At 62.6% G+C, this 25,267-nt stretch carries 23 protein-coding genes and 1 tRNA gene; 18 read left to right on the top strand and 6 right to left on the bottom strand.

The features are described 5' to 3' along the window. Positions 1-268: 268 nt before the first annotated feature. Complete coding sequence (gene rlmB, locus ACS0VV_RS07535; RefSeq protein ID WP_483532102.1) at positions 269-1,057, bottom strand: 23S rRNA (guanosine(2251)-2'-O)-methyltransferase RlmB; 789 nt, start codon at positions 1,055-1,057, stop codon at positions 269-271. Positions 1,058-1,199: 142 nt separating this feature from the next. Between rlmB and ACS0VV_RS07530 the strand changes: the two genes are divergently transcribed. The 3 genes from ACS0VV_RS07530 to ACS0VV_RS07520 all read left to right on the top strand — a co-directional run bounded on the left by ACS0VV_RS07530 (position 1,200) and on the right by ACS0VV_RS07520 (position 4,639). Continuing rightward, positions 1,200-1,285: transfer RNA gene (locus tag ACS0VV_RS07530), tRNA-Tyr, on the top strand. A 261-nt stretch (positions 1,286-1,546) separates the two neighbouring features. Then, complete coding sequence (locus ACS0VV_RS07525) at positions 1,547-2,806, top strand: tetratricopeptide repeat protein (RefSeq protein WP_483532101.1); 1,260 nt, start codon at positions 1,547-1,549, stop codon at positions 2,804-2,806. An 18-nt stretch (positions 2,807-2,824) separates the two neighbouring features. Next, positions 2,825-4,639, top strand: a complete 1,815-nt coding sequence (locus ACS0VV_RS07520) for a glycosyltransferase (protein WP_483532100.1) — start codon at positions 2,825-2,827, stop codon at positions 4,637-4,639. A gap of 128 nt (positions 4,640-4,767) precedes the next feature. Here ACS0VV_RS07520 and ACS0VV_RS07515 read toward each other — a convergent pair whose 3' ends face one another. Continuing rightward, positions 4,768-6,165 (bottom strand): S8 family serine peptidase, encoded by a 1,398-nt coding sequence (locus tag ACS0VV_RS07515; RefSeq protein ID WP_483532099.1) that lies wholly within the window; start codon positions 6,163-6,165, stop codon positions 4,768-4,770. 202 nt (positions 6,166-6,367) lie between these two features. Here ACS0VV_RS07515 and ACS0VV_RS07510 point away from each other — a divergent pair, with 202 nt between their 5' ends. The 4 genes from ACS0VV_RS07510 to ACS0VV_RS07495 all read left to right on the top strand — a co-directional run bounded on the left by ACS0VV_RS07510 (position 6,368) and on the right by ACS0VV_RS07495 (position 9,272). Beyond that, positions 6,368-6,892, top strand: coding sequence for an RNA polymerase sigma factor (locus tag ACS0VV_RS07510; protein WP_483532098.1), 525 nt, complete (start codon positions 6,368-6,370; stop codon positions 6,890-6,892). Then, a complete protein-coding gene (locus tag ACS0VV_RS07505; protein WP_483532097.1) occupies positions 6,885-7,625 on the top strand; it encodes an anti-sigma factor in 741 nt (246 codons plus the stop codon). The genes ACS0VV_RS07510 and ACS0VV_RS07505 overlap by 8 nt, the downstream gene beginning before the upstream one ends. A 146-nt stretch (positions 7,626-7,771) precedes the next feature. Further along, positions 7,772-8,176, top strand: coding sequence for a hypothetical protein (locus tag ACS0VV_RS07500; RefSeq protein ID WP_483532096.1), 405 nt, complete (start codon positions 7,772-7,774; stop codon positions 8,174-8,176). A gap of 127 nt (positions 8,177-8,303) precedes the next feature. Continuing rightward, positions 8,304-9,272 carry a hypothetical protein gene (locus ACS0VV_RS07495; RefSeq protein ID WP_483532095.1) on the top strand — a complete coding sequence of 323 codons (969 nt, stop codon included), beginning with the start codon at positions 8,304-8,306 and terminating at the stop codon, positions 9,270-9,272. Positions 9,273-9,336: 64 nt separating this feature from the next. Here ACS0VV_RS07495 and ACS0VV_RS07490 read toward each other — a convergent pair whose 3' ends face one another. The 3 genes from ACS0VV_RS07490 to ACS0VV_RS07480 form a co-directional block, all read right to left on the bottom strand. Continuing rightward, positions 9,337-11,484 carry a malate synthase G gene (locus ACS0VV_RS07490; protein ID WP_483532094.1) on the bottom strand — a complete coding sequence of 716 codons (2,148 nt, stop codon included), beginning with the start codon at positions 11,482-11,484 and terminating at the stop codon, positions 9,337-9,339. Next, the gene (locus tag ACS0VV_RS07485; RefSeq protein WP_199857872.1) at positions 11,481-11,636 is read right to left on the bottom strand and encodes a hypothetical protein; all 156 of its coding nucleotides are present in this window, start codon (positions 11,634-11,636) and stop codon (positions 11,481-11,483) included. The genes ACS0VV_RS07490 and ACS0VV_RS07485 overlap by 4 nt, the downstream gene beginning before the upstream one ends. A gap of 81 nt (positions 11,637-11,717) precedes the next feature. After that, the gene (locus tag ACS0VV_RS07480) at positions 11,718-13,313 is read right to left on the bottom strand and encodes an isocitrate lyase (RefSeq protein WP_483532093.1); all 1,596 of its coding nucleotides are present in this window, start codon (positions 13,311-13,313) and stop codon (positions 11,718-11,720) included. 136 nt (positions 13,314-13,449) lie between these two features. Here ACS0VV_RS07480 and ACS0VV_RS07475 point away from each other — a divergent pair, with 136 nt between their 5' ends. From ACS0VV_RS07475 to tsf, 5 genes are all read left to right on the top strand, one after another. Continuing rightward, positions 13,450-14,847 carry a helix-turn-helix domain-containing protein gene (locus ACS0VV_RS07475; RefSeq protein WP_483532092.1) on the top strand — a complete coding sequence of 466 codons (1,398 nt, stop codon included), beginning with the start codon at positions 13,450-13,452 and terminating at the stop codon, positions 14,845-14,847. A gap of 74 nt (positions 14,848-14,921) precedes the next feature. Next, the gene (locus tag ACS0VV_RS07470; protein WP_483532091.1) at positions 14,922-15,671 is read left to right on the top strand and encodes a phosphatidylserine decarboxylase; all 750 of its coding nucleotides are present in this window, start codon (positions 14,922-14,924) and stop codon (positions 15,669-15,671) included. After that, positions 15,668-16,603 carry a CDP-alcohol phosphatidyltransferase family protein gene (locus ACS0VV_RS07465; RefSeq protein ID WP_483532090.1) on the top strand — a complete coding sequence of 312 codons (936 nt, stop codon included), beginning with the start codon at positions 15,668-15,670 and terminating at the stop codon, positions 16,601-16,603. Before ACS0VV_RS07470 ends, ACS0VV_RS07465 begins: the two co-directional genes overlap by 4 nt. A 543-nt stretch (positions 16,604-17,146) precedes the next feature. Then, the gene (gene rpsB, locus ACS0VV_RS07460; RefSeq protein WP_483532089.1) at positions 17,147-17,917 is read left to right on the top strand and encodes a 30S ribosomal protein S2; all 771 of its coding nucleotides are present in this window, start codon (positions 17,147-17,149) and stop codon (positions 17,915-17,917) included. A 101-nt stretch (positions 17,918-18,018) separates the two neighbouring features. Beyond that, complete coding sequence (gene tsf, locus ACS0VV_RS07455) at positions 18,019-18,954, top strand: translation elongation factor Ts (RefSeq protein ID WP_483532088.1); 936 nt, start codon at positions 18,019-18,021, stop codon at positions 18,952-18,954. 58 nt (positions 18,955-19,012) lie between these two features. Here tsf and ACS0VV_RS07450 read toward each other — a convergent pair whose 3' ends face one another. Then, positions 19,013-19,864, bottom strand: a complete 852-nt coding sequence (locus tag ACS0VV_RS07450) for a metallophosphoesterase (protein WP_483532087.1) — start codon at positions 19,862-19,864, stop codon at positions 19,013-19,015. 147 nt (positions 19,865-20,011) lie between these two features. Here ACS0VV_RS07450 and pyrH point away from each other — a divergent pair, with 147 nt between their 5' ends. The 6 genes from pyrH (at position 20,012) to rseP (ending at position 25,194) form a co-directional block, all read left to right on the top strand. After that, on the top strand, positions 20,012-20,731 hold the full coding sequence (gene pyrH, locus ACS0VV_RS07445) for a UMP kinase (protein WP_483532086.1): 720 nt from the start codon (positions 20,012-20,014) through the stop codon (positions 20,729-20,731). Positions 20,732-20,744: 13 nt separating this feature from the next. Next, positions 20,745-21,302 carry a ribosome recycling factor gene (gene frr, locus ACS0VV_RS07440; protein ID WP_151975135.1) on the top strand — a complete coding sequence of 186 codons (558 nt, stop codon included), beginning with the start codon at positions 20,745-20,747 and terminating at the stop codon, positions 21,300-21,302. Between the two features lie 19 nt (positions 21,303-21,321). Next, positions 21,322-22,002 carry a polyprenyl diphosphate synthase gene (gene uppS, locus ACS0VV_RS07435; RefSeq protein ID WP_483532085.1) on the top strand — a complete coding sequence of 227 codons (681 nt, stop codon included), beginning with the start codon at positions 21,322-21,324 and terminating at the stop codon, positions 22,000-22,002. A gap of 168 nt (positions 22,003-22,170) precedes the next feature. Then, positions 22,171-22,917 (top strand): phosphatidate cytidylyltransferase, encoded by a 747-nt coding sequence (locus ACS0VV_RS07430; protein ID WP_483532084.1) that lies wholly within the window; start codon positions 22,171-22,173, stop codon positions 22,915-22,917. After that, complete coding sequence (locus ACS0VV_RS07425; protein WP_483532083.1) at positions 22,914-24,068, top strand: 1-deoxy-D-xylulose-5-phosphate reductoisomerase; 1,155 nt, start codon at positions 22,914-22,916, stop codon at positions 24,066-24,068. Before ACS0VV_RS07430 ends, ACS0VV_RS07425 begins: the two co-directional genes overlap by 4 nt. Position 24,069: 1 nt before the next feature. Next, positions 24,070-25,194, top strand: coding sequence for an RIP metalloprotease RseP (gene rseP / locus ACS0VV_RS07420; protein WP_483532082.1), 1,125 nt, complete (start codon positions 24,070-24,072; stop codon positions 25,192-25,194). The last annotated feature ends 73 nt before the right edge of the window (positions 25,195-25,267 follow it).

The raw sequence follows: 25,267 nt of genomic DNA, 5'->3' as shown, positions 1-25,267 counted from the left end.
GCCCTTCGTTTTAGCGGCTGTTGTTTTGGTGAGAAAGATAGATTGCACACGAAGACACAAAGACCACGAAGAGGTTGTGCCTGCGGCGTAGCCGCAAGAAAGTTTATGCGCTCGCAGAGGCGCGGAGGCGCAGAGGGGATGGTACGATCCCTCTGTGCCTTTGTGCCTCTGTGAGCGAATAAGATGGAAAGCGCCTGCGGCGCGATTGCAGACCGGCCTCTTCGTGCTCTTTGTGTCTTTGTGTGAACCCTTTACATTCTGACGGGCTCTACCGCGTCGCTATCGCATAGAGCGCAATCGCGCCCGCATTGGAGACGTTCAGGCTTTCCATCGCCTCGCTGATCGGCAGGCGGGCCAGCGCGTCGCAGTGCTGCTGCACATTGTGCCGCATGCCTTCGCCTTCCGCGCCCAGCACCACGGCGATGGGGCCAGCAGGCAGCGCCTCGGCAAAATTCGCATCCGCTTCGCCAGCTAGGCCGATGCGCCAGTATCCGGCCTCTGCCATCTCCTCCAACGCGCGGGCGAGGTTCACCACGCGGACCCACGGCACGGTTTCGAGCGCGCCCGAGGCGGACTTGGCGATAACCCCCCCTTCGGGCGGGGCGTGGCGGTCTTGCGTCACGATTGCGGCGGCATTGAACGCAGCGGCGGAGCGCAGGATCGCGCCCACATTGTGCGGATCGGTCACCTGGTCGAGCACCACCAGAGGTCGCGACGGATCGCCGTCCATCACGTCGGACAGATGCATATCGTCGAGCGGCTCGCATTCGAGCACCAGCCCCTGATGCGGCGCATCCTTGGCGACAAGGCGCGCAAGATCGGCCACTTCGGCGCGTTCGAGCGGGAAGCCGGGCGGCAGTTCACCGCAAAGCGAATCCAGCCCTTCCAGCGTGGCCCACAGCTTGCGATGCTGGCGGCGCGGATTCATCAGCGCGGCTTCCACCGCATGGCGGCCCCACAGCCGCACCGCGCCCTTGCTCGCCCGGCCCGAGCCGCGCCCGCCCTGCATCCGCCCCGCACGACCGCGTAACGACTTCTTTCCCTTGGCCTTGGACATAAACTGCACCTTTCGCGGCGCCTACTGCCAGCGAGGGCATTGACAGGCAAGCGGTGCTTCGCCAAAGGGGCGCCTCTCGGCATGACGGCTGCGTTTTTCGCAGCTTCGAAATGCGTTTAATCGCACATTCCGGCAACGGTGTGGACAGGTGGCCGAGTGGTTAAAGGCAGCAGACTGTAAATCTGCCCGCGCAAGCGTACGCTGGTTCGAATCCAGCCCTGTCCACCACCCGGACATACCGGTTTCATTGAACCCCCTTTTGGCCCGCCGCGCAGCTTCTCTTTGGTGCCATCCAGCTTGCGGGTCGCACATTTTCGAACCGCAACGGAATAAGTCCGCAGCTCATCCGTAGTCGCCCCGCAATCCAGTCGGAAAGGGGCGACAATGAGGAGTATCGGAGCGAAGTGTTCGGGCAACGGGCGCGTACTGCAACCTCGCGCAACAATAGGGATAGTGGTGTTTGCCGCTATGGCATTGGCCGCTCCGCGAATGGCATGGGCGCAGGAAGCGGTTGCCGAGCAAGCGATGCAGGCGGGCGACGGTGCTGCCGCTGAAGCAGCGTGGAGCAATGTCCTCGCGCGTGATTCTGACAATATTGCTGCTCTGACAGGGCGCGGCACGGCTCGCGCTTGGCAGCAGCAATGGGAAGCGGGCGAGGCCGACCTGTCGCGTGCGCTGGCGCTGGCTCCTGATAATCTCGGCGCGCTTAATGCCATGGCCTATCTGCTGGCATGGTCGGGCCGGCACGCCGAGGCAGAACGCTACTTCCAACGCTTTGCGGAGCTGGCGCCTGATAATCCCGGCGCGGCCAGCGGCCTTGCTTACAACGCGCTGTGGGCAGGTGATTACCCGCGCGCGGAAGAGCGGTTTGTCCGCATTGCCTACGAAAACCCGCTCGATGCGGAGCCAATGGTGGGCGTCGGAACCGCGCGGCTGGGCCAAGGCCGGGCGGTGGCGTCGGCGCAGGCACAGCGTGAAGCGCTGGAGCGCGATCCGGCCAGTGACGAAGCACGTCAGGGACTGCGTGCCGCCTATGACTATCCGGCACTGGCCGAGCTATCGGTTTGGGCGGGCGACACGTCGGGCGGCGGCAATGCTGGATTGCGGCTGGTCGAGCTGGCGAGCTGGGTCACGCCGCGCACGCGCATCTGGGCGCGCTATGATGACGGGCTGACCTTGGACAATCCAGTGCTGGCCCGAGCAGGCGCCAATGCCACCACTTATTCGGTCGGGCTGCATCAGGAATTTGCGCCCGGTGTGATCGGTATTGCGGAGGCCGGTTATCGCGATCTTCCAGCGGGAGAGAACCAGCAGATTTACCGGCTTGAAGGTGTTTATGTCTCGGACATCGGGGCATCCAAGATCGGGGCGCAGATCAGCCCGCATAGCGCCGGTTACACCGACCAGCTGTTCTACGCCGCACAAGGCTTCGATCTCGGCGGCGGGTTCCGCGTCGAGCCGAGCCTGTATTTCGGCACGACCGGCGCGGCCGACGACGAAGAATGGCGGGCGATCGGTTACGGCGAATACAATGCCGGTGACTGGTCGCTGGGCCTTGGCGCTGGCGGCGGAAGCGTCTCCAGCGCCGACCCGCAGGCCGAAGGCGGTGTTTTCACCGTGTTCGGCACCGGTTCCATCCGCGTCGCTGGCTGGCACCGCCTGCATCTTTCCGTGACGCATGAGGATGCGCCGCTTTCCCAATTCACCCGTGTGCTGGTGGGCGTGACGCTCCGCCTGCCGCGCAACTGAGCAGAGGCGAGGTATCCCATGTTTAATCCGACTCTATCATCGCATCCGGAAACGCCCGAAGCGTCCGTGATCGACACAAGGCAGCCGGTAATCCCGCAAGCGGTTTGGGCAGCAGGTGATCGCAAGCCGTGGCTGTTTGTTTTTATCTTTGGCGTATGGGCGGCCAGCCTCATTTGGTTCGGACCGCGTCTCTATACTTTCGTTGCCGGAGCAGAGGGCGCGGTGGCGACTTTTATCCTTGGCTATTTCGCCGTCTTCACGCCGATTGCGTGGCTTTATGGCCTGTATAATGTCGGCGTTGTCCTTTTCGCCTGGTGGCATCGCCGGTTCGGCAGCAAGCCCGATCCGCTGATCCTGCGGCAGCACCCGCCGATCGCGATGCTTTATACCACGTGCAACGATTTCGTTGCCGAGAGCGCGCAGAGCTGCCTCGATGTCGATTACTCCAATTTCCGGCTCTACATTCTTGATGACAGCAGCCGCGAAAGCGCCAAGGCGGCGATTGACCGGTTTGCGGCGGCCAATCCGGGCCGGGTCGAAGTTGTCCGGCGCAGTGACCGTAGCGGATTCAAGGCGGGCAATCTCAACCATGCGTTGAAGTACCATGTGCGCGAACCCTATTTCGCGGTTGTCGATGCGGACGAGATCGTGCCGGCAAACTTCCTGCGCGCGCTCGCGGCCTATCTGGTCAACGACCCCGATTGCGGCTTTGTGCAGGCCAATCACCGCTGCGAGGAGACGACAAGCACGCGCCTGCAGGAAGATATGCGCATCGGCATCGATGTGCACTGGAAGTGGTACCAACCGCTGCGCAACCGCTTCGGCTTTGTGATGTTCCTTGGCCACGGCGCGCTGCTGCGGCGCAGTTGCTGGGAAGAGGTCGGCGGGTTTGACGAGATTGTGAGCGAAGACCTCGCTTACGCCATCTCGATCCGCGAGCTGGGCTATTACGGCGTATTTGCCGAAGATGTCGTCTGCACAGAGGCCTTCCCCGAAACCGTGCGCGCTTTCCGCGTGCGTCACGTCAAATGGACGCGCGGTACGTGCGAGTTCCTGCACCAGTGGACGGGCCGTATTCTCAAGTCGCGCAATATCCCGACGATCGAGAAGCTGGATATCCTTTTCCCGACGGCCAACCTGCCGCTGACGTTCTTTTTCTTCTTTTTCATGATCCTTGCGGGCCTTGGCCTGCCCTTTGTGCTGGGCGAAGCGCGTGACCTGACATGGGTGTTGATGGGGCAGGAGATTGTCTGGCCGATCCGTGCGATGCCGCAGCATATGGCGCAGCTGTTCACGCCCGATTTCTTCGCCATCACCGTGCTGACGCTTTTCGCGCCGATCCTGTGCTTTGTGCTGGAGCATTGGAAGCAGCCGGTGCGGCTGTTCCGCTTTCTGGCGAAGAGCACCGCGCTCTATGCGGCGCTCAGCCCGCTATCGGCGATTTGTGTGGCGGGCTATGCCATCACCCGCAAGGCGCGCTTTCTGGTGACCGGCGACACGTCGGACCAGAATGTGCCGCAGAGCAATGCCGCCAACCGGGTAACGCGTTATCTGTCGGAAACGCATCCCGACGCCAATGCCACGCTGGCTTTGGAGACATTGGCGGGAGCGATCTTCTTCGCTGCATCGATCCTGAGCTTCCAGCCGGCATTTGCCGGGTTGGCGCTCGCCTTCCTGCTGCAACCTATGCTGCATATCGCCGGATGGGACGCCGGAGTGCTGCGGCGCACCGCCATGATCCCATTCGTGCTGATCCTTGGCAGTGTGGGTCTGGGCGGGGCGAGCCTCATGGGATTGCAGCCGGTGCTTTTTGGGTTCGGCTTCCACTTTTAGGGTGAGCTATCGCCCGCTCGAGCCCCCAGTCCCGTTCGCTAGGTCGCTTTGATGATACGGACGGGATGGAGCCTCCGGCCCCGCAAGGGGTCGGAGGCTTTCACTTGATTGGGATAGAGGCTTTGCCGTTATTCGATCAGGCCGTGGCCATAGACCGGATCCCAGCCGGGTTCGCCAAGATCGCGGGCCTCCCTGCGCAGCCGCCTGGCGCAACTTGTTGCGCTCGACGCTGCGCGGCAGCGTGCCAGCCATGCACTGATATGCGGTGTCGCATAGCTCGTGCCATCGACATAGCTGGTGCCGCCGCTGGTATTGGCAACCGGCTGCCCGACACCGCGCGCGGCAACGGTGATGTAGCTGCCCTGGTTGGCGTAGCGATAGATGCGGTTGCGGCTGTCGACGGCGGTAACGGCGACCACCTCCTGCAGCGCAGCGGGATAGGCCGGAGCAGCGGTGGGGCCGCCATTGCCTGCGGCGGCGACGATCAAGGTGCCGCGCCCGACGGTCTGTTCGATAAGCCGGTCGAGGATCGCATTGCGTGGGCCGGACAGGCTCATATTCACCACCGGCACGCCGTTTTCGACCATCCAGTTTAGTGCATCGACGATTGAATCGGCAGAGGTGTAGGGCTGATCGCTGTTGCCTCTGAAAATATTGGCGACATAGATATCCGACGCCCCTTCGCTGGCGAGGATCGAGGCGATGGCGGTACCATGCGCGGTCGGGATAGCGCTGGAGCCGCGACCGAAATCGGCGATCTCTATGTCTACCCGTCGCAGCACCGGATGGTTGATGATGCCGGTGTCGATCATCCCGATCACCAGATCGCCGTCGCGTTCGGGCAGGGCGGTATCGCCAACGCTCTCGGCATTGCCTGCGGGCGTGTATTGCATCCCGTAATAGTGGACGTAATCGAAGGTTCGCGCAGGGCGCAATTCGCGCGCTCTTGCAAGAGCGGCAATGGCATCCAGACCTTCCGGTGCACGCAGGCGATGGACCATTGTATCGAGTGCGGGGAGTTCCTGCCGCGCTATTTCGCTAAAGCCTGCGGCTTCCAATTGCGCAATGTCATCCGCTGTCAAACCGATCGCAGCGACTTCGCCGCGCCTGACAGGGTAGCCGTTTTCGTCATATTCGGGAAACTCGTCGCGGCCCAGTTCTCGCAATTGCGCGGCCTCGCTGGAGCCGTCACCATCCTCCGCCCGCTCGGCAGCCTCTTCGGCGGCGTCGGCCTCGATTTCGGCGAGCTCTTCGGAAAGCTCCTCTGCCACTTCGTTGGCTTCCTGCGTGGCGCGCGCGATGTTTTCCTGCCGGTCTTCTTCCAGGCGGGCGAGGTCGCGTTGCTGCCTGTCGGGGTCGTCGATATTCCGGTCGAGGATTTCCGCACGATCTTGGAAATACCGCTCTTCATCGCGTGCTGCCCGCTCGGCAATCCGAGCAGCATCGCGTTCGGCGCGTTCGGCGGCGCGCTCCGCCTCCTCGGCTGGTGAACGTCCGCCCGATTGGGCGAATACGTCTGACGGCATTGCCGCAATCGCAACGGTGGCGCAGGCCGCCAATAGCAGCGCTCTGGGTAGAGCCAAATTCATGCATTCCCTCCGGATACAGGGTGAAACTGTGCTGCGATAACGGGTAAGTCCAGCAGAAATTCCCTTGAACCCGCCCTGAATTCCGGCATTCGTAACGCCGCAGGGAATAATCATGCACATGAAACGTTGACGGGAGGGCATGATCAGCGAGTTCGAACCGGAACCGGAGGATTTGCGACGTCAGCTTGTCGGCATATTGCCGCGCCTCAGGCGGTTCTGCCTCGCTTTGGCGCGTGACAGTGTGGCGGCGGATGATTTGTGCCAGGCGACAGTCGAACGCGCACTGTCGCGGGCCGAGCAGTTTAAACAGGGAACAAGGCTGGATAGCTGGATGTACCGGATCGCACAGAACCTGCATATCGATGATGCCCGCCGTCGTCGCACGCGCGGGACAGAGATCGATATCGATGACACGCACAACATCTCCGGCAGCGACGGGTTGCGGCTGGTGGAGGAACGTTCTGACCTTGCAATGGCGCGCGCGGCGCTTGCCAGCCTGCCGGAAGACCAGCGCGTGGTCGTCGCCTTGGTGGTGATGGACGGGATGAGCTACCGCGATGCCGCAGAAACGCTCGGCGTGCCCGCCGGCACAGTCATGAGCCGTTTGTCCCGCGCCCGCCGCGCCATCGACAAGGTCGTCAATGCGGAGGTCGCCAATGACTGAAGTGAGTGACCGCGAAGCCCGGATCATGGCCTTCCTCGACGGTGCTTTGCCGGATGGCGAAAGCGCCGCGTTCGAGGCCGAGATCGAGCGCGATCCGGCGCTGGCTGCCGAAGTCGAGCGGCTGGCGGGCAATGACGCGCTGCTGCGCGAAGCCTATGCCGCGCCGCTGGACGAAGGCGTGGACGAGGCACTGCTCGAACGCATGGGACTGGGTGAACCTGCATCGGCAAGCGATGCGCCAAAACCCGCGCCAGCCAATGACAATCCGCCCATCTGGAACCGTTACAAATGGCCGCTCGGCGGCGCGATTGCCGCGTCCCTTGCGATTGCCATGACTTTCGTGCTGGTCAATCCGGCGCGGGACAATGCTCAATTCGCGCAAGCCTTGGACACGCTGCCGTCCGGCGAGACTGTGCAATTGGCCGATGGCGGAGAATTGTCTCCGGTGCTTACTTTTGCCGCAGAAGACGGGCGCTTCTGCCGCGAATTCCGGGTCACTGGCGCAGCGGGCGATGGCGGTGGTGTGGCGTGCCGGCAAGCAGGCGATTGGCAGATCGTCGGTCTGACGCCGAACGCTCCCGACATTGCCGCAATGGATAGAATCGAACTTGCATCCGGCGCTTCCGATGCGTCGCTCGATGCAGTTTATGACGCGCTCGGTGCGAGCGATCCTTACGGGGCGGAGCGCGAAGCGGCGCTGATCGCAGCGGACTGGCAGGCATCAGCGGAATAATTTCGGGCACGATGGAATAAAGCCTGATCGCTCCCGTTCTCGCAGTGGCTTTCCAAGAGGAAGTCGTAGCGAGAACGGGAGAAACCCCCATGAAAACACTTTGGAAAATTGCTGCCACTTGCGGCGCGGCTTGCGCCGCATTGGCCATGAGCAGCGTCCCGGCAACCGCCCAGTCGCAGGACGACAACGGCGTGCGCCAATGCCGTGGATGTGACGACCCGCCCGGCGATGATCGCCGTGCCCGTGGATCGGACGATATGAGCGACCGGATGGAACGCGGCAGAGGCCGTGATCGTGACCGCGAAATCGAAGATCGCGGCGAACGCCGTGGCCGTGGTGCTGACGATGAACCTGGCCACATCCGCCGTGGTCGCGGTGCGGATGACGCGCCGGGCGATGTCCGCCGCGGTCGTGGCACTGATGACAGCCCCGGTCACGTCCGTCGTGAACGCAATGGCAGCGATGATCGGGCTGAACGGATGCGCTCTGACGATGGCGGACAGGGCCGTGGCAGAGGCCGTGGCCGTGGTCGCGGAGGCGACGACATCTAGGTCATTGCCTTTGGCGCGTGGCATCCGGCTTGTGAACATAACGCACAGTCGGGTGCCACGCGCCACTTGACCAAAACATGGCGATAGCGCCAAAAATTACCCAGAGAGGATAAGGGGGAACTTACCTATGCGAAATTTTTCCACGCACAATGCGGGCCGAGGCCTGCTGCTCGCCGGTCTGCTGCTGGCACCGCTTCCGGCGCTGGCGCAAGATGCTTCCGACAGCAATGACGAAGACGAAGGCCCGTCTTCGTCCTTTACGCTCAGCACCGGCGTTTCCTATTCAAGCGGCGATTATGACGAGCTGGAAAGCACGGACGTTATCGCCATTCCGATCAGCGCGTCCTACCGCTACGGGGACTTCCGCGTGCGCGTTTCCATTCCGTGGGTGCAGATCAACGGGCCGGGCTCGCTGCTATCCACACCCGACCTGTTCGATGGCGGAGGCCAGGGACGCGGCAGAGGACGCGGCCGTGGAGGCGATAGCGACAATTCGGGTTCAGGTTCCTCCGGCAGCGGCTCGGGTTCGGGCGGCGATATCGAAGTCGAAGACGATGACGACCGTGTCGATGATGATGACGTAACCGATGACGATGGCTTTGCTGGCGCGGACAACCAGCGCAGTGGGTTCGGCGACGTCAATGTCTCGGTCTCGTACAGCCTGGAGCTGGGCGAAAGCACCTGGTTTGAGCCTTCCGTGCGCGTGAAGCTGCCCACCGCCTCGGTTGAAGACCGGCTCGGCACAGGAGAAACCGACGTCACTGTTGGCGCAAGTCTGGTGCAGGGCTTTGGCGATGCAACGGTCTATATCGATGGCCGCCGGCGTTTTGTCGGCCAGCCCGAAGGCTCGACCCTCGGTTCCACCTGGGGCGCGGGGGCGGGCGTCAGCTATTATGCTGGCGAAGGGATTTCCTTCGGCGCGGACTATTCCTGGCAAGAATCGGCCTTCGACGGACGTCCCGCTTCGAGCGATGTTTCGGCATGGATCGGTGCGAGCCTTGGAAGCGGCTTCCGCGTGACCGTGCATGGCGGAACCGGCCTTAACAGCAACAGTGCGGACTTCTTTGGCGGGCTTACGCTGTCGAAGCGGTTTTGAGCCGGATCGTAGGCGGGAGGCTGTGCCGGATGCGCTCCGGCATAGCCTCCCCGCTTGTTGGCGACTACTGGAGTTTCGCCCGTGCCCGCGCGCGGTGGAGCACCGGTTCGGTATAGCCGGAAGGCTGCTCCGAACCGTGCACGATCAGCTCGCGCGCTGCGGCCAGCGCGATATTGTCGCGCGGGTTGGAGAGCATCGGCACATAGGCGGGGTCGCCCGCGTTCTGTGCATCCACCACGCCTGCCATTTCGTGCAGCGCCTCGTCGATGGCGAGGCGGTCGACAATGCCGTGCTTTAGCCAATTGGCGATATGCTGCGCGGAAATGCGCAAGGTGGCGCGGTCTTCCATCAGGCCCACATCATTGATGTCGGGCACCTTGGAACATCCGACCCCCTGGTCGATCCAGCGCACCATATAGCCAAGAATGCCCTGCACATTATTGCGCAGCTCGTCGGCGATTTCCTGTTCCGACCACTCGGCATTTGCGGCCAGCGGCACGGTGAGCAGCTTGGAAAGCGGTGCGACCGGCTCGCCAGCGCGCGCTTCCTGCCGCTCTGCCACGTTGCAGCGGTGGTAATGCGTCGCGTGGAGCACGGCGGCGGTGGGTGAGGGCACCCAGGCGGTGGTCGCGCCGCTCATCGGGTGGCCGATCTTTTCGGTGAGCATCTGGTGCATCCGGTCGGGCGCGGCCCACATTCCCTTGCCGATCTGCGCGCGCCCCGCAAAACCGCAGGCGAGGCCGATCTGCACATTGCGATCCTCGTAAGCGGCGATCCAGTCCGCCGCCTTGATCTCCGCCTTGCGCGCCATCGGGCCTGCCAGCATCGAGGTGTGGATTTCATCCCCAGTGCGATCGAGGAAGCCGGTATTGATGAAGAAAATGCGATCCTTCACCGCATGGATGCAGGCGGCGAGATTGGCGCTGGTGCGCCGTTCCTCGTCCATCACGCCCACTTTCACCGTGTTGCGCTCCAGCCCGAGGATATCCTCCACCGAATCGAACAAATCATTGGTGAAGGCGCATTCCTCCGGCCCGTGCATTTTCGGCTTCACGATATAGATGCTGCGCGTCGTGCTGTTGTGCAGCGGGCCAAGGCCTTTGAGATCGTGCATCCCGATGGCGATGGTGATCGCGGCGTCGAGCAGGCCTTCGGGCATTTCGTGGCCTTCGGGCAAAAGCACGGCGGGCGTGGTCATGAGATGGCCGACATTGCGCACCAGCAGCAGGCTGCGCGCGCGCAAGGGGCGCGTTTCGCCGGATGTGTTGGTGTAGAAACGGTCTTCATTGGGCGTGCGCGTCACCGCCTCGCCGCCCTTGGTGAAGCTGGCGGAAAGATCACCGCGAATGGCACCGAGCCAGTTGCGGTAGGCCGCAACCTTGTCCTCCGCATCGACCGCTGCGACGGAGTCTTCCAGATCGACAATTGTCGAGAGCGCCGCTTCGAGACGGATGTCGGCGATATGCGCCGGATCGGTGGCGCCGATGGGGTGCGCGGGATCGATCACCACTTCGATATGCAGTCCGTTATTGGCGAGCAGGAGATTGTTGCCGATAGTGCCTTTCAATTGCGCGGGATCGGCGAGGGCAGGGGTGCCGCCGCGCCAGTCCGCCCATGAACCCTCGGCAAGCGGAGCCGCATCGTCGAGGAAGGCTTTCGCCCAGGCAATCACCTGCGCGCCCCGCTGCGTATCGTATGCGCCTTTCGGAGGCGGCGTGCCGAGAGCATCGGTGCCATAGAGCGCGTCATAGAGGCTGCCCCAGCGGGCATTGACGGCGTTCAAAAGGAACCGCGCATTGAGCACGGGCACGACCAGCTGCGCGCCTGCCGTGCTGGCGATTTCGGGGTCGGCATTGGTGGTACCGATGGTGAAGGGCGCGGGCTCCTCCACCAGATAGCCGATCTCGCGCAGAAAGCTCTCGGGCGCGCCGGAGCGGGCCTGCGGATTGGCGCGGTGCCAATCGTCGATCCGCCGTTGCAAGTCCTCGCGCTTCGCCAGCAGCGCGCGGTTGCGCGGGGCGAAATCGGCGGCAATCCTGGCCAGACCCTGCCAGAAGCTGTCTGGCGTGATGCCGGTGCCCGGCAGGACTTCGCCTTCGACGAAATCCACCAGACTGCCCGCCACCCGCAGATAGGGATGCAGGACATAGTCCTCGCGCTGCTCTGCGGTGTCCACGGGGCGTTCAAGCTCTGACAGGGTCTGCGTATTCATCGGGCGAACCGTCCCAGACGGTGGTGCAGGTTCACCAGTTTGCGGGTTTCCGCATTGTCTTCACCATTGCGGATAGCGACGGCGAGCGCGTTGCGGATCAGTCCGAAGTCCTCGGTCGAGAACACGGGGCGGGCCATACCGGGTTGTGCCATGTTGTGTCTCCTTTTGATGGCGGTTGGTAGGGTTGGGGGGGAGGCCGGAACTCTCCAAAGTCCCGGCCCGGTTTTCACTTGTTAGGCGGCAAACTGGTTCATCGTATTGTGCGCGCCGCCTGCCTTCAGGGCCGCTTCGCCAGCGAAGGCTTCCTTGTGGTCGTCCCCGATATCGGAACCGGCCATGTTCTGGTGCTTCACACAGGCGATGCCCTGACGGATTTCCTCACGCTGCACCTGCTTGACGTAGCCGAGCATTCCTTCCTCGCCGAAGTAACGCTTGGCGAGATTGTCGGTGCTGAGCGCAGCCGTGTGGTAGGTCGGCAGCGTGATGAGGTGGTGGAAAATGCCCGCCTCGCGCGCCGCGTCCGCCTGGAAGGTGCGGATACGCTCGTCGGCTTCCTTCGCCAGCTCGCTGTCGTCATAATGCTGGCTCATCAGACGGTCGCGCTCGTAATCGGTGAGATCGCGGCCTTCTTCTGCCCATACATCATAGACTTGCTGGCGGAAGTTAAGCGTCCAGTTGAAGCTCGGCGAGTTGTTATACACCAGCTTCGCATTGGGCACGACTTCGCGGATGCGGTTCACCATACCGCCGATCTGGCCGATATGCGGCTTCTCGGTCTCGATCCACAGCAGGTCGGCACCGTTCTGCAGCGAAGTGATGCAGTCGAGCACGCAGCGGTCTTCACCCGTTCCGGCGCGGAACTGGTAGAGGTTGGAGGGCAAGCGCTTGGGGCGCAAAAGCTTGCCCTCGCGGCTGATCAGCACCTCTCCATTGCCGATCTGCGCCGCATCAACTTCTTCGCAATCGAGGAAGGCGTTGTACTGGTCGCCCAGATCGCCGGGTTCCTTGGTGAACGCGATCTGCTTGGTCAGGCCAGCGCCGAGCGAGTCGGTGCGGGCAACGATCACGCCTTCGGGAATGCCGAGCTCGAGGAAGGCATAGCGCACCGCGCGGATCTTCTGCAGGAAGTCCTCGTGCGGAACGGTAACCTTGCCGTCCTGGTGGCCGCACTGCTTTTCGTCCGACACCTGGTTTTCGATCTGGATCGCGCAGGCACCCGCCTCGATCATCTTCTTGGCGAGCAGATAGGTCGCCTCGGCATTGCCGAAGCCCGCGTCGATGTCAGCAATGATCGGCACGATATGCGTCTGGTGCGTGTCGATGGCCTGCTGCGCCTTGGCAGCCGCTTCCTCGTCACCTGCTTCACGCGCCTTGTCGAGATCGCGGAACAGCATTCCCAGCTCGCGGGCATCGGCCTGCCGCAGGAAGGTGTAGAGCTCTTCGATCAGCGCCGGAACGCTGGTCTTCTCGTGCATCGACTGGTCGGGCAGGGGGCCGAATTCGCTGCGCAGGGCGGCGATCATCCAGCCCGACAGGTAGAGATACCGGCCCTTGGTGGTGCCGAAATGCTTCTTGATGCTGATCATCTTCTGCTGGCCGATGAAACCGTGCCAGCAGCCGAGCGACTGGGTGTAGGCCGCCGGATCCTTGTCATAGGCAGCCATATCGTCGCGCATGATCTTTGCGGTGTAGCGGGCAATGTCGAGCCCGGTCTGGAACCGGTTCTGCATCGCAAGACGCGCGGCGAATTCGGGGTCGATGCCCTGCCAGGTCGCGCCGACGCGGTGCTTGATGCCCGTCTGGCGGTGGATTTCTGCGAAATAGGTCATAATGGCTCCGTCCAATCTGGAATGTGTTGAGAGCCTTCTGCGACACAAAATTGCCCATGTCGCGCCATTCAGTGTCATCTTGTCAATCTTTACAAACTATGCTTGTAAAGTTGTAAGCAAGCGACACTGGAGCAATGTGATGGCCGGAAAAACGCTCTATCTGGGGCCGCGTCTCAAGAAGCTGCGGCGCGAGTTGGGCCTGACGCAGGCCAATATGGCGAGCGATCTCGATATCTCCGCCAGCTATATCGCGCTGATGGAGCGCAACCAGCGACCGGTTACGGCTGAAATGCTGCTGAAGCTGGCGACCACTTACCGTATCGATGTTGCCAGTCTGGCGGACGAGGATGCGGACGAGACGGCGGCGCGGCTGGCAGGCGCACTCAAAGACCCGATCTTTGCTGATATCGCCATCGAGCCGCTCGATATCGAGGATATTGCTACGTCCTATCCGGGCATGGCGGAGGCGCTGCTGCGGCTACACACCGCGTTCGGCGAGGAACAATTGGCACTGGCGGAGCGGCGTGAGGATGGCGTGGGGGGCGAGGATAAGGGGCCATCCGATCCGGTCGCGGAGGCGCGCGCCTTCCTTGCCGCGCGGCGTAACTGCTTTCCTGAACTTGATGACAGCGCCAGCGCGCTCGCCACCAAGCTCGACAGCTTTGCCGCCATGGGAGACCATTTGTTGGAAAACCACCAGCTTGATCTGCGCCTCACCGATGACGGCATTTTGCGCGGCGCGTCGCGTTGGCACGATTACCACCGGCGGCGGGTCTATATCTCGGAGAGGATCGACCAGGCGGGGCGGCGGTTTCAGGCGGCGCTGCAGATCGCCATTCTCGAACAGGAATCGCCGATTGCGCAGATTGTCAGCGAAAGCCGCATCATGGGCGAGGATGGCAAGCGCCTCGTGCGGCGGGCGCTGCAATCCTATTGGGCGGCGGCATTGCTGATGCCCTATCGCAAATTCGCCAAGGCGGCGGCCGATATGCGTTATGACGTGGAGGCTTTGTGTTCGCGCTTTGCCGTCAGTTTCGAACAGGTGGCGCACCGCCTCACCACCTTGCAGCGTCCGGGGGAGGAGGGGGTGCCGTTCTTCTTCCTGCGGGTCGACCGCGCAGGCAATGTCTCCAAACGGCTTGACGGCGCAGGCTTCCCCTTTGCCCGGCATGGTGGGGGTTGCCCCCTGTGGAATGTCCACACCGTGCTCGACACGCCTGCGCACGTTGACGCGCAATTGATCGAACTGCCCGATGGCGAGCGCTTTATCTCTATCGCCCGCACCGTGCGCGGCGGGGGCGGCGCCTATGGTGCGCCGAGCGTGCGGCGGGCGGTGGCGATTGCGTGTTCGGCGACGCATGGCGACAAACTGGTTTACGGCAAAGGGCTTGGCGAGCCGACCCCCATCGGTGTTGCCTGCCGTTTGTGCCATCGCCCTAAATGCATCGCCCGTTCTGCCCCGCCAATGGGCCGCGATATCGTGCCCGCGCGCTTCCGCGAAAGCGGGGTGCCGTTCGATTTCTCGATGGAGTAACCGCAGTGCGCTTTTCCCCGCAAAGCGGCCCCTGCGGGTTGTGAGGCGCGGCGCTTCGCCCTAGATACCTCCGCATGGCTGGTGAACTCAGAGACAATCGCGGACGCGGGGATGCCGAATGGGGCTGGCCCGCGATCCATCCCGAAGGCCGCAAATTCGGCGTGATCGCCGTGGGCATTGCGCTGTTCTTCTTTATCGTGGGATGGGAGCTGGCCGGATGGCCGCTGCTGTTCCTGTCGCTGGGTGTATTCGCCTTCTTCCGCGACCCCGAACGGGTGGTGCCGCAAGCATCGACCGCGATCGTTTCGCCCGCCGACGGACTCGTGTCGTTGATCGCTACGGTTGCGCCTCCACCGGAATTGCAGGGCCCCGATGGCGATGGCGCACAGGGTCTGGGGACCGAACCGGTCACCCGCATCTCGATCTTCATGTCGGTGTTCGATGTGCATATCAACCGCTCGCCGATTGCAGGCACGGTGAAGCGCATCGTGTATATTCCCGGCGCGTTTATGAATGCCGATCTCGACAAGGCGAGCGAAGAGAACGAGCGGCAGCATCTGCTGGTCGAGCGGCCTGACGGTGTGCGTATCGGCTTTACCCAGATCGCTGGGCTGGTCGCGCGGCGCATCGTGCCCTTTGTGAAGCCGGGCGATATTGTCGCGGTGGGCCAGCGCGTCGGTCTTATCCGCTTCGGTAGCCGGGTAGATGTGTATCTGCCCGCTGGAACCGATGCCAAGGTTTTGCTTGGCCAGAAGGTGGTGGCGGGAGAAACGGTCCTGGCCGAACTCGGCACGCAAGGCCTGCTGGAGGGCGTTAGCCAGTGATCCCCGGCAATGGCCAGAACGGGCATGATTACGACGAGGACGATACCGCACCTCCCGGCCCCGCATGGCTCGGCCCCAAGGCCAGCGAGCACGAACACGTAACCCGCTCGCGCGGTGGGCGTGGCCTCTCTATGCGCGCGGTTTTGCCAAACGCGATTACCGCCGCAGCGCTATGCTCCGGTCTCACGAGCATTCTGTTCGCGGTGGCCGGAGAGTGGGACAAGGCGGTGTTCGCCATGATCATTGCCGGTGTCCTCGACATGATGGATGGCCGCGTGGCGCGGTTGCTCAAGGCGCAATCGCGCTTTGGTGCGGAGCTCGACAGTCTCGCCGATTCGGCAAGTTTCGGCATTGCGCCTGCTTTGGTGCTGTATCTCTGGTCCTTGTCCGAAGCGCCGCGCTTTGGCTGGCTTGCCGTGTTGGCCTACGCAATCTGCTGTGCACTGCGGCTCGCGCGGTTTAATGCGCAGATCGATGTCGATGACCAGCCGCACAAATCGGCGGGCTTCCTGACCGGCGTGCCCGCGCCGATGGGGGCGGGCTTCGCTTTCATGCCGATGTATCTGTGGATCGCGACCGAGGAACCGGTCTTCCGCGAGCCATGGCTCGTCGGGCCGTGGATTGTCGCGATCGCGCTACTGATGGTGTCGAACCTCGCAACGCCGAGCTGGAAATCGCTGCGTCCCACGGGCGAGCTCAAACTCGTCGTAATCGCGCTGGCGGGCCTGCTGGTGGGCGGCTTGCTGATCGAAACGTGGTGGACGCTGACTCTGATCGGGACGATTTACCTCGCGCTGATCGCATGGACGGTGATCCGTTACGACAAGATCAAGCGGGCGAGGGCGGAGAAACTCAAACCGCCAGCGCCCGAGCGAGAGCCTCTTGCGGTCGACGAAGTGGAACAGCAGCTTTCGGACGATCCATCGCGATAAGTTCGGCCCGAATGGCGCGATATTGCGCCCATGCGCGGGTGAGTGAAGCAAACACGACCGACAGTGACAGCGCAGCCACAAGGCCGAAGAACAGCGAAATAGCGATTGCGAATGTCATAGCGGTTGTTCCTTTGGGCGCTTTAGCGTTGCTTGATGGAAACGGTCGGCATCGAAAACGTTCCTGATGCGTTCTTTTGTTCCACATCTGTTCCGCACCGTCAAGCAGTTTGTTCTTTTTGCGTTCTCATTCCCCCACGGCTTCAGGGTTTCTGGATAACCCTGTGGAAAACCTATGCGCCATTTGCATCCGAACGCCGAGTAAACTGTTGTAGCCCGGCTGCACCTCTGTTCTGCAAGTTTCCGCTGGATTTCCTTCAACGCTTCCGCTAGGCGCGCAACCGCTTGACCGGCTCCGGCGAATCTCCGCCGTTTCACGTGCGGGCAAATCCACATGGAAGGCACACATACCGGTGCCGTTGGCAGGGCAAACGCGCTGCACACGGTTCCCCGCTTTCCAGAGGCTTAACCGGAAAGGAATTATCTATGGCGGGTCCTACCGTCACCATGCAGCAATTGATCGAGGCCGGTGCACACTTCGGCCACCAGACCCACCGCTGGAACCCGCGGATGAAGCCGTATATCTTCGGCGACCGCAACGGCGTTCACATTATTGACCTGTCGCAGACCGTGCCGCTCTTCGCACGCGCGCTCGATTTCGTGCAGCAGACCACCCGCGCAGGCGGTAAGGTGCTGTTCGTCGGCACCAAGCGCCAGGCGCAGGAGCCGATTGCACAGGCAGCCCGCGCTTGCGGCCAGCACTTCGTCAACCACCGCTGGCTGGGCGGTATGCTCACCAACTGGAAGACGATTTCGCAGTCGATCAAGGAACTCAAAACGCTTGAGGAAAAGCTTTCGGGCGACACCAGCGGCCTCACCAAGAAGGAAGTGCTGAACCTCACCCGCAAGAAGGACAAGCTGGAAATGTCGCTCGGCGGCATCCGCGATATGGGCGGCGTTCCCGACGTGATGTTCGTGATTGACGCGAACAAGGAAGACCTCGCGATCAAGGAAGCCAACGTACTTGGCATTCCGGTCGTCGCCGTGCTCGACACCAATGTCGATCCCGAAGGCATTGCATTCCCGGTTCCGGGCAATGACGATGCGAGCCGCGCCGTGCGCCTGTATTGCGACGCGATTGCCGCCGCTGCACGCGCTGGCAAGGGCGAAGGCGTGGTCGATTCGGGTGCCGATATCGGCGCCATGGACGCACCGCCTGCCGAAGTTGTCGCTGAAGAAGCGGCTGCCGACGCCTGATTGGCCGGACGACTGCACAGTCGTCCAACCGTCACACACAATGATTATGGCGCCGCTCCAATGGGGGCGGCGCCGCTCATTCCATAAGAAGGAACAGAACAATGGCTGCATTTTCCGCATCCGATGTGAAGGCCCTGCGCGAAAAGACCGGCGCGGGCATGATGGACGCCAAGAAGGCGCTCGAAGAAGCCAATGGCGATATGGAAGCCGCGGTTGACGCGCTGCGCGCCAAGGGCCTTGCTACCGCCGCCAAGAAGTCCAGCCGCACTGCTGCCGAAGGCCTGATCGGCCTCGCGGTGGAAGGCACCAAGGGCGTGGCTGTGGAAGTCAATTCGGAAACCGACTTCGTCGCCAAGAACGACCAGTTCCAGGATTTCGTCCGCAAGACCACGCAGGTTGCGCTTGGCGTTGCCGGTGACGATGTCGAAGCGCTGAAGAGCGCTGCCTATCCCGACGGCGGCACGGTGGCTGACAAGCTGACCAACAACGTCGCCACCATCGGCGAAAACCAGCAGGTGCGCCGGATGAAGACCGTGTCGGTCTCGCAGGGCGCGGTTGTGGCCTATATGCACAATGCGGTGTCGCCCGATGCGCAGGATCTGGGCAAGATCGGCGTGCTCGTCGCGCTCGAAGGCGATGCGTCGGCAGACGTGCTTGCCGCGCTCGGCCGCGATATCGCGCAGCACGCGGCCGCGATGTTCCCGCTGGCGCTGGACGCTGACGGTCTGGACGCCGAAGTGATCGAGCGCGAGCGCAAGATCGCTGCCGAAAAGGCTGCCGAAAGCGGCAAGCCCGCCGAAGTGCAGGAAAAGATGGTTGATGGCGCGGTGAAGAAATACGCCAAGGAAAACGCCCTGCTCAGCCAGATCTTCGTGAAGGACGGCAAGGCCTCGGTCGAGGAGTACGTCGCCCGCACCGCCAAGGAAGCAGGCAGCACGATCAAACTGGTCGATTACGTCCGCTTCCAGCTGGGCGAAGGCATCGAGAAGGAAGAAAGCGACTTCGCCGCAGAAGTGGCTGCTGCCGTTAAGGGCTGATCGCTCCTTCCATAGCGAAAATGAGAAGCCGCCGGAGTTCGCGCTCCGGCGGCTTTTTCTATTCCCCAACCAACTCCACCACCCAGATCTCCGCGCGCGTCCCGAACCTGACCGGCAGCAGGCTCGTCCCCAATCCTGCGCCGACGATAATCGTCTTCCCGCCTTCTTCGATCACGCCGCAGGCGTAGCGTTTGCCGTGGGTCGACATATAGGCGGGGGCGCCCAGCAAGGGCAGGCTGATCTGGCCGCAATGCGTGTGGCCCGCCAGAACAAGCGGAATATCGGCGGGGACTTGCGGGGTGATGTCGGGGCTGTGGGTGAGGATCAGACGGCCGCCAGAAAGCTCGCGCATCTGGTCGAGCACCAGCGACAAATCATCACGGCGGGTATAGGCATCGTCCACACCGCCCACCGCCAGCGGGCCGATCTGCACCGCTTCGTTTTGCAGTACAATCAGTCCCGCCGCCTCCGCCTCTGCGCGCAGCGCGTCCCAATCGAACCAGTGATCGTGATTGCCCGGCACCAGCACCACGCCCATCGGTGCGTCAAGCGCGGCGAGCGGGGCGACGATCTCATCCGCCGTATAGATATGCGTCGCCGTGCGCTTCTCGCTCACCAGATCGCCTGCGATGAAGACCACATCGGGCTGCAGCGCGTTGATCTGCTCGACAATCGCCTCCAGCCGCGATGGCGGCATATCCGGCCCGGCGACGTGAATGTCGGAGATCAGCACCGCCTTGATTGCGCTTCCGGCGGGCATTCCGGGCAAGGTCACCTGCGTCTCCAGCACGACAGGCTCGCCCATCGTGTCCGACCACGCTTTCCACGCCAGCAGTGCGACAATCAGCAACAGGAAAAGCGCGATCTGCTTCCACCGGAGCCAGAGAAAATCTAGGATGCGCCACGCCATGCCGTCCATCCCTATAGCGCCAGCACGCCCGCACAAGAGCAAACCTTGGAGCAAACCTTGGCGCAAAACCTCGCCGCAAACCCTTGGCACCGGCGCGCCCGCGCTCTAAGGCCGCGCAAACCCTTATCGGACGAGGACCCACTCCCCATGCTTTTGCCCGGCGCCAAGCGTATTCTGCTCAAACTCTCGGGCGAAGTGCTGATGGGGGAGCAGGAATTCGGGATCGACCCGGCCTATGTCATGCGCCTTGCCGAGGAAGTGAAGGCTGCGAAGGAAACCGGCCTTGAAATCTGCCTCGTCATCGGCGGCGGCAATATCTTTCGCGGAATGTCGGGCGCGGCGCAGGGGATGGACCGCGCGCAGGCCGATTACATGGGAATGCTCGCGACGGTGATGAACGCGCTGGCGATGCAGAGCGCGCTCGAACAGCTGGGCGTCCACACCCGCGTGCAGAGCGCCATCCAAATGGACCAGGTGTGCGAACCCGTTATCCGCCGCCGCGCCGAGCGGCATCTGGAAAAGGGCCGCATCGTGATCTTTGCCGCCGGTGTCGGCGCGCCCTATTTCACCACCGATTCCGGAGCGGCTCTGCGCGCTGCCGAAATGCGCTGCGACGCGCTGCTCAAAGGCACCAGCGTGGACGGGGTGTATGACAGCGATCCCAAGCGCAACGCCGATGCGGTGCGGTTCGACACGGTGAGTTATGACAAAGTGCTTGCCGACAATCTCAAAGTGATGGACGCCTCCGCCGTGGCGCTGTGCCGTGACAACAATATCCCGCTCGTGGTCTTCTCGATCCGCGAAAAGGGCAATGTTGCGCGCGTGCTGGCGGGTAATGGTGTCCAGACTATCGTACAAAAAGACTAAGTGAGAGAGAACAATGCCGAAATATGACAAGAGCGACGTCGAGCGCCGGATGGCGGGCGCGGTGGAAAGCCTCAAGAGCGATCTGGGCGGCCTGCGCACGGGCCGCGCCAACACCTCGCTGCTCGATCCGGTGGTGTGCGAAGTGTACGGCGCGATGATGCCGATCTCGCAGGTCGCCACCGTCTCCGCACCCGAACCGCGGATGCTCAGCGTGCAGGTGTGGGACAAGGGCAATGTGATTGCGGTGGAGAAGGGCATTGCCCGCGCCAATCTCGGCCTCAATCCGATGGTGGACGGGCAGACCATTCGCCTGCCGATGCCGGATCTGAACGAGGAACGCCGCCGCGATCTGGCGAAACTCGCGGGCGAATATGGCGAGAAGGCGAAAATCGCCATCCGCAATGTCCGCCGCGACGCCAATGACGCGCTGAAGGAAGACGAGAAGAAGAAGGAAATCTCCGAAGACGACCGCAAGCGGTTGGAAGAGGAGGTGCAGAAGCTCACCGACAAATACGTCGCGGACACCGATGCTGCGGTGGAGAAGAAGACACAGGAAATCCTGACGCAGTAAGCGCCAGATTATTCCGCCGATGTCCGAACCGAACTATCCCCGCCACGTCGCCATCATCATGGATGGCAATGGCCGCTGGGCGAAGGCGCGCAAGCTGCCGCGCGCGCTTGGCCACAAGGCGGGCGGGGATGCGGTGAAGAAGGCGGTGCAGGCCGCCGAAGTGCTGGGGCTGGAATGCCTTACGCTCTATGCTTTCAGCAGCGAGAACTGGAAGCGCGAGGAGGAGGAAATCTCCGACCTCATGAACCTGATGCGCAGGTTTATCGAAGCCAATCTGCAGGACATGATCGAACGCCGGGTGCGGCTGAAGATCATCGGCGATTACAAGGCCTTCGCGCCCGATATTGTCACCAGGCTGGAAGACGCGCTGGAGCGTACCAAGGATGGTGAGCGGACACTGGCGGTGGCGCTGAATTACGGCGCGCAGCAGGAAATTGTGCGCGCGGCGCAGAAAGCATGCGAAGAGGGGTCTATCGACGCCGAAAGCATCGAAAAGCACCTCTACACCGCCGATCTGCCGCCGCTCGATCTGCTGATCCGCACCAGCGGCGAAGTGCGCCTGTCAAACTTCCTGTTGTGGCAATCGGCCTATGCCGAAATGCTGTTCCTCGATGTGCTGTGGCCGGATTTTGACGAGAGCCATTTGCGCGCGGCGTGCGAGGAATTTGCCAAGCGGGAGCGACGCTATGGCGGGCGGTGAACGTATGGGCTGGGCGCAACCTGCTCCTCCTCCCTTGAGGGAGGAGGTTGGGAGGTGGGTGTGCGGCGGTCGCTTATCGAACGGCGGTTCCCCCACCCCCAACCCCTCCCCTGAGGGAAGGGGAGTTTTTGGCGGTGTTGCGGCGATCATTCCCGTACGGAGGATGGGATGACGGACGCTCTCCCCCCTGAACGCAAGCGCGACAAGGCGAAACGCTATGCCAAAAAGGCGATAACCGTCGTCCCCTTCAACATCCGCACCGGCGATTTGCCCAAGCGGCTGGCGAGTGCAGTGGTGATGGTTGCGGTGGCGGGCACGGCGCTTTGGTCGGGGGGCTATGTCTGGAAGGCCTTTATCGCGCTGGTCGCAGTCATCGGACTGGGTGAGCTTGCACGGATGGCGCTGCGTTTCAGCAAGAATGCCGCCACGCGCGCTGTCATCCTGCTTGCCGGCACCGCCTATATCGGCTGGGCGGCATACCGCTTGGGCGGGCTCCCCTACGAAGTCGTCCTCGGCATCGTCGCGGTCGTCATCGCCACCGATACCGGCGCCTATTTCTCCGGCCGGGCCATCGGCGGCCCCAAGATCGCGCCGCGTATCAGTCCGTCCAAAACCTGGGCGGGGCTGGGTGGCGGGATGTTGGCGGCAGGGCTGGTGTCCTTCGCCTTTTTCTACAGCAATGTCGGAGAGCGCAGCTTCTCGGCGATGGGCCTTGTCGCGCTCGCCATCGGCGCGGTGCTGGCGATTGTCGCGCAGGCGGGTGACTTTCTGGAGAGCTGGCTCAAGCGCAAAGCCAATCTGAAGGATTCGGGCCGCCTCATCCCCGGCCATGGCGGCGTTTTGGACAGGGTGGACGGATTGCTGCCCGTTGCCATAGTTTCGGCGGAATTGTGGTATCGGATGCATCCGGCATGACGCGCAGCATTTCCATCTTCGGAGCGACCGGCTCTATCGGCGACTCGACGCTCGACCTGATCCGGGGCGACCGCACCAATTGGAATGTCGTAGCGCTGAGCGCGAATTGCTCGGCAGAGAAGCTGGCAGCGCTCGCCAAGGAGTTTGACGCGGAGATAGCGGTTGTAGGCGAAGAAAACTGTCTGCCTGAATTGCGCGAGCATCTTGCTGGCACGTCAATCGAAAGCGCGGGCGGCGAGGGTGCTCTGATTGAAGCGGCCAAGCGCCCGGCTGACCTGACCGTCGCAGCGATCGTTGGCTGCGCGGGCCTTGCGCCCACCATGGCGGCGATCGAGCAGGGCAAAACCGTCGCGCTCGCCAATAAGGAATCGCTCGTCAGCGCGGGCCATGTGATGACGGCGAAAGTCGCCCAATATGGCACCACGCTGCTACCGGTCGATAGCGAGCACAACGCCATATTCCAGTGCCTGCAAGGCAATGCCATCGAGGATGTGCGCTGGATCACACTCACTGCGAGCGGCGGGCCGCTGCGCACCAAAACGCTCGCCGAGCTGGAGGCAGTGACACCCGCGCAGGCGGTCGCGCATCCCAACTGGTCGATGGGCGCGAAGATCAGCGTCGATAGCGCTACGATGTTCAACAAGGGGCTCGAATTTATCGAGGCGTTCCACCTCTTCCCCGTGGGGCTGGATCGGCTGCGCATCGTGGTCCACCCGCAAAGCGTTATCCATTCGATGGTTGAATACCGCGACGGATCAACGCTGGCGCAATTGGGGCCGAGCGATATGCGCGTGCCGATTGCCTCGGCCTTGGCGCATCCGAAGCGCATGGACACGCAGTGCAAGCCGCTCGATCTGCCCGCGATTGGCGAATTGAGCTTTTTCGCGCCGGATGAAGAGCGTTTTCCCTCGACCAGACTGGCGCGTGAAGCTGCCTATGCGGGCGGAGCCGCGCCCGCTGTGCTCAATGCGGCGAATGAAGTCGCAGTGGCCGCTTTCCTTGACGGTCAGATCAGGTTCACCCAAATTTCGGCAATAGTGGCTAGAACTCTCGACAGCTACGCGCCGCAAGCGCCGCAAACGCTCGACGACGTGCTCGCCGTCGACGCCGAAGCGCGGGTGCGCGCGGGCGCAATGATGGAGCTTGCCTGAATTGGATATCCAGTCCGTTCCTTTGTGGATTTACCCGCTGGCCTTTCTGCTGGTGCTTGGGCCATTGGTGACCCTTCACGAGCTGGGGCACTATCTGGTCGGGCGCTTTTTCGGCGTCGGGGCAGAGGCGTTCTCGGTGGGTTTCGGCAAGGAATTGGCGGGCTTTACCGACCAGCGCGGCACGCGGTGGAAGATCTCCGCGATCCCGATTGGCGGCTATGTCCAGTTCAAGGGCGATATGAACCCGGCGAGCGTGCCCGATCCCGACAATCCGCCGCAGCCCGATGATTTCCATTCGAAGCCGCTCTGGCAAAAGGCGTTGATCGTTGCCGCCGGTCCGTTTGCGAATATTCTGATCGCAGTGGGCATTTTTGCGGCGTTTTTCATGGCTTTCGGCCAGCCTGTAGCCAGCAGCGCGAGCGATGAAACCGTGGTTGCCGCATTTCCCGAAGAATCGGCTGCGCGTGATGCGGGGATCGAGCTGGGCGACGTCATCATCGCGGTGGACGGCGAGGAAGTGCGCGATTTCCTCGATGTGCGCCGCGCAATCATCATCCACCCCGATACGGAGCTCGACATCACCGTCCGCCGCGACGGGGAGGAATTGACCATTCCGGTGCTCACCAGCTCCGAAGAGGTGGAAGACCAGTTCGGCAATAGCAGCCGCATCGGCTTGATCGGCGTGCAGGGGCCGGAAACGGAGATTACCTACGAGCCTGTAGGGCCTGTCCCGGCCCTGGGGCTGGCTTGGGGTGAAAGCGTGGCCACGGTCGATATGATGGTAACGGGCATCAAGCAGATCGTGACCGGCAAGCGCAGCGTCGAGGAGCTGGGAGGGCCGATCACCATCGCCAAGGTCTCGGGCGAGCAGCTTAGCCTTGGCTGGCTGCCCTTCGCGACCTTCGCTGCGCTCATCTCGCTTAATTTGGCATTCATTAACCTGCTGCCAATCCCCGCACTGGACGGTGGGCATCTGGCTTTCTACGCGGTCGAAGCGATCCGCCGGAAGCCAGCCAGCGCCCGCAGTATGGAATGGGCCTATCGCGTCGGCATCGCTACAGTGCTCGCACTGATGCTGTTCGTGACGGTGATCGATATTGCCAAACTGCCGTTCTTCGGCAGCTAGGCGCGAACGAGGAAAGAGACATTTCAGCGCGAAATCGGGGCCAAATACGGCAAGGTCGCTTGATTGCCCGGCG

The sequence above is a fragment of the Aurantiacibacter sp. KMU-128 genome, assembly GCF_056933515.1.
The sequence above is the reverse complement of the archived record's forward strand: the minus strand, read 5'-3'. Positions and strand labels throughout refer to the sequence as shown.

Excerpts from the sequence above, each read along its gene's own strand:
- ACS0VV_RS07480 (WP_483532093.1), bottom strand. The coding sequence starts at position 13,313 with ATGACCTATTTCGCAGAAATCCACCGCCAGACGGGCATCAAGCACCGC.
- tsf (WP_483532088.1), top strand. The coding sequence starts at position 18,019 with ATGGCTGCATTTTCCGCATCCGATGTGAAGGCCCTGCGCGAAAAGACC.
- ACS0VV_RS07495 (WP_483532095.1), top strand. The coding sequence starts at position 8,304 with ATGCGAAATTTTTCCACGCACAATGCGGGCCGAGGCCTGCTGCTCGCC.
- ACS0VV_RS07425 (WP_483532083.1), top strand. The coding sequence starts at position 22,914 with ATGACGCGCAGCATTTCCATCTTCGGAGCGACCGGCTCTATCGGCGAC.
- ACS0VV_RS07510 (WP_483532098.1), top strand. The coding sequence starts at position 6,368 with ATGATCAGCGAGTTCGAACCGGAACCGGAGGATTTGCGACGTCAGCTT.
- ACS0VV_RS07430 (WP_483532084.1), top strand. The coding sequence starts at position 22,171 with ATGACGGACGCTCTCCCCCCTGAACGCAAGCGCGACAAGGCGAAACGC.
- ACS0VV_RS07490 (WP_483532094.1), bottom strand. The coding sequence starts at position 11,484 with ATGAATACGCAGACCCTGTCAGAGCTTGAACGCCCCGTGGACACCGCA.
- ACS0VV_RS07525 (WP_483532101.1), top strand. The coding sequence starts at position 1,547 with ATGGCATGGGCGCAGGAAGCGGTTGCCGAGCAAGCGATGCAGGCGGGC.
- ACS0VV_RS07485 (WP_199857872.1), bottom strand. The coding sequence starts at position 11,636 with ATGGCACAACCCGGTATGGCCCGCCCCGTGTTCTCGACCGAGGACTTC.
- frr (WP_151975135.1), top strand. The coding sequence starts at position 20,745 with ATGCCGAAATATGACAAGAGCGACGTCGAGCGCCGGATGGCGGGCGCG.
- ACS0VV_RS07520 (WP_483532100.1), top strand. The coding sequence starts at position 2,825 with ATGTTTAATCCGACTCTATCATCGCATCCGGAAACGCCCGAAGCGTCC.
- rpsB (WP_483532089.1), top strand. The coding sequence starts at position 17,147 with ATGGCGGGTCCTACCGTCACCATGCAGCAATTGATCGAGGCCGGTGCA.
- uppS (WP_483532085.1), top strand. The coding sequence starts at position 21,322 with ATGTCCGAACCGAACTATCCCCGCCACGTCGCCATCATCATGGATGGC.
- ACS0VV_RS07505 (WP_483532097.1), top strand. The coding sequence starts at position 6,885 with ATGACTGAAGTGAGTGACCGCGAAGCCCGGATCATGGCCTTCCTCGAC.
- rlmB (WP_483532102.1), bottom strand. The coding sequence starts at position 1,057 with ATGTCCAAGGCCAAGGGAAAGAAGTCGTTACGCGGTCGTGCGGGGCGG.
- ACS0VV_RS07515 (WP_483532099.1), bottom strand. The coding sequence starts at position 6,165 with ATGCCGTCAGACGTATTCGCCCAATCGGGCGGACGTTCACCAGCCGAG.
- pyrH (WP_483532086.1), top strand. The coding sequence starts at position 20,012 with ATGCTTTTGCCCGGCGCCAAGCGTATTCTGCTCAAACTCTCGGGCGAA.
- ACS0VV_RS07470 (WP_483532091.1), top strand. The coding sequence starts at position 14,922 with ATGGCTGGTGAACTCAGAGACAATCGCGGACGCGGGGATGCCGAATGG.
- ACS0VV_RS07500 (WP_483532096.1), top strand. The coding sequence starts at position 7,772 with ATGAGCAGCGTCCCGGCAACCGCCCAGTCGCAGGACGACAACGGCGTG.
- ACS0VV_RS07450 (WP_483532087.1), bottom strand. The coding sequence starts at position 19,864 with ATGGCGTGGCGCATCCTAGATTTTCTCTGGCTCCGGTGGAAGCAGATC.